Annotated in this window: 1 protein-coding gene and 1 pseudogene; both read right to left on the bottom strand. The window is 57.1% G+C overall.

The genetic code is table 11. The features are described 5' to 3' along the window. Positions 1–291, bottom strand: a pseudogene (locus tag VGP75_RS14775) (alcohol dehydrogenase catalytic domain-containing protein); the annotation flags it as partial. A gap of 38 nt (positions 292–329) precedes the next feature. Next, a protein-coding gene (locus VGP75_RS14770; RefSeq protein ID WP_414727810.1) for an IS3 family transposase occupies positions 330–1,822 on the bottom strand; the annotation gives its coding sequence in 2 pieces (ribosomal slippage) (positions 330–1,393 and positions 1,393–1,822; 1,494 coding nt in all). Between the last annotated feature and the right edge of the window lie 237 nt (positions 1,823–2,059).

Here is a 2,059-nt window from a genome sequence, read left to right as displayed (position 1 = left end):
AAAATAAGTCTCTGGCAGACAAGCCGCCTGTTGCAGTGACAGCCCGCCAGGGACGGGCAGACAATGGGCGGCCGGTGTCGCGACATATTCCGCATATCCACCGCCAGGCAGCAAGGCACAGACCTGATCACCCGGCTTGAAACTCGTGACACCCCCACCGCATGATACAATCTCTCCTGACGCTTCCAACCCGGGCAGGTCACTTGCGCCTTCGGGCGGATTATAGAGACCTGCCCGTTGCAAGGCGTCAGGTCGGTTGACCCCCGCATAGGCCACCTTGATGACGACCCGGAACGTGTCAACGACTTTGAGACAGTGGCCTTTGGAATTTAGGCTTGGGTTTCTTCGGTTGGTTTTGGTGGGTTGATCCAGACAGCGGTCGGGATTTGAGGCGGTTTTGGTTGTTTGTGTACGAAGCGTTCGGGCGTGGTGAGGAATGCCGCGTCGAGTGTTGCTTGTCGTGCGGCATAGATTTCTTGGGCCTGCCCAAAATGAATCTGGTCGGGTGTCATTAGGCCGATCCCAGCGTGATGATGGTCTTGATTATACCATGCAAAGAACCTGCGGCAGAACGCACGGGCCTGTTCGATGGTTTCAAAGTGTTTGGGGAACTCTGGCTGATATTTCAGTGTTTTGAAGTGGGCTTCGGAGAACGGGTTGTCGTTTGAGGTGTGGGGCCGACTGTGGGATTTGAGCACACCAAGATCAACCAGCATCAGGGCTGTCGTCTTTGCCTTCATGGGCCCACCGCGATCTGCATGCAATGTCAGCTGATCGCGTGGGACCTCGTGTTTTTCCATCGCGTCGATGAACAGCTCTTTGAACTGGCTGGCGCTCTCCGCGTGCTCGACGCGCCAGCCAACAACGCGGCGGCTGAAGATGTCGAGGATGACATAGAGATAGAAGTAGGACCATTTCACCGGGCCCATCAGCTTGGTGATGTCCCAAGACCAGACCTGATTGGGGGCTTCAGCTAGAAGTTCTGGCTTTTGATAGACGGGGTGTGTGCGCTGTCGGCGGCGCTCGGCCACTTCGCCCTGAGCGGCCAATATCCGATACATCGTGCGGATCGAACACAGATAGGTGCCTTCATCCAGCAAGGTGGCAAAGACCTCAGTGGGCGTCTGATCCGCAAAGCGGGGTTCGCGCAGATGGTGCAGCACCTGGTCCCGTTCCCTTTCAGGCAAGGCCCGCGAAGAAGGTGGTCTTGCCTTGCGCAGAGGTGGCGGGGCCGTCAGTGCCGCGCGGTGTCGAAGAACGCTTGCACGGGACAAGGACAGCGCGGAGCAAACGGCGGAGGTAAGACCGCTGCCGGGGGGCAAAGCAATCGCGGTGGCCATCATGATTTGCCGCCGCGCTCTTGCGTCTGCTCCATCTCGTCCAGAAGTGCCGCCACTTTTTTTTGGATTGCAATGATAGCTTCCGCCTGATCCAGACGACGCCGCAACGCTGCAACTTCACGGTTGGCCTTGGACAGCTCAGCTTGCAGTGGATTGTTAGGCGACATTTTCGGGCCACGATGACGCGGTTGCAATGCACCCAATGTGCCGGCCGCGCGCGCCCTACGCCAATCCGTCAGTGCCGAGGAGTAAAGCCCCTCCCGCCGTAGAATGGCGGAAACACCGCCGGTGTCTGCAGCATGATCCGTCTCATCCAGAATGCGCAGTTTATATTTGGCTGTGAAGCTGCGCCGCTTCGGTGTGCTTGTCAGCTCGGCCGTGGAAACCACTGGCGCTGAGACAACGCGGGCGGGCAATGTCGTGGACAAAACACCGTCAGATCCAGCATCCGGCAAAAGTGGTGTCTGTGAAGGCATAACCATGGGTTCGTTCTCCTGCGCCCTCAAGTGTAAACTTTAGCCACTCAATTGTCTCACGCTTATTGGCACGGAGGGCAGCTTGTCTCACGGCCTGCGGCTTTGTCAGAGTCTGGACAACACAATCCCTGTCACAAGCCAGTGTATTGATCGTGAACGAAAAAAGTCATGCCTACACTTATCATTGTTTACACAGAAACGGGAACATCAGGCATGCGCTCTCTGAAAAGCGCTGCTTGTGCA

It is taken from the genome of Yoonia sp., assembly GCF_036007805.1.
Classification (GTDB): Bacteria; Pseudomonadota; Alphaproteobacteria; order Rhodobacterales; family Rhodobacteraceae; genus Yoonia.
Note: the sequence above shows the minus strand (reverse complement) of the source record. Positions and strands in the feature narration are given on the sequence as shown.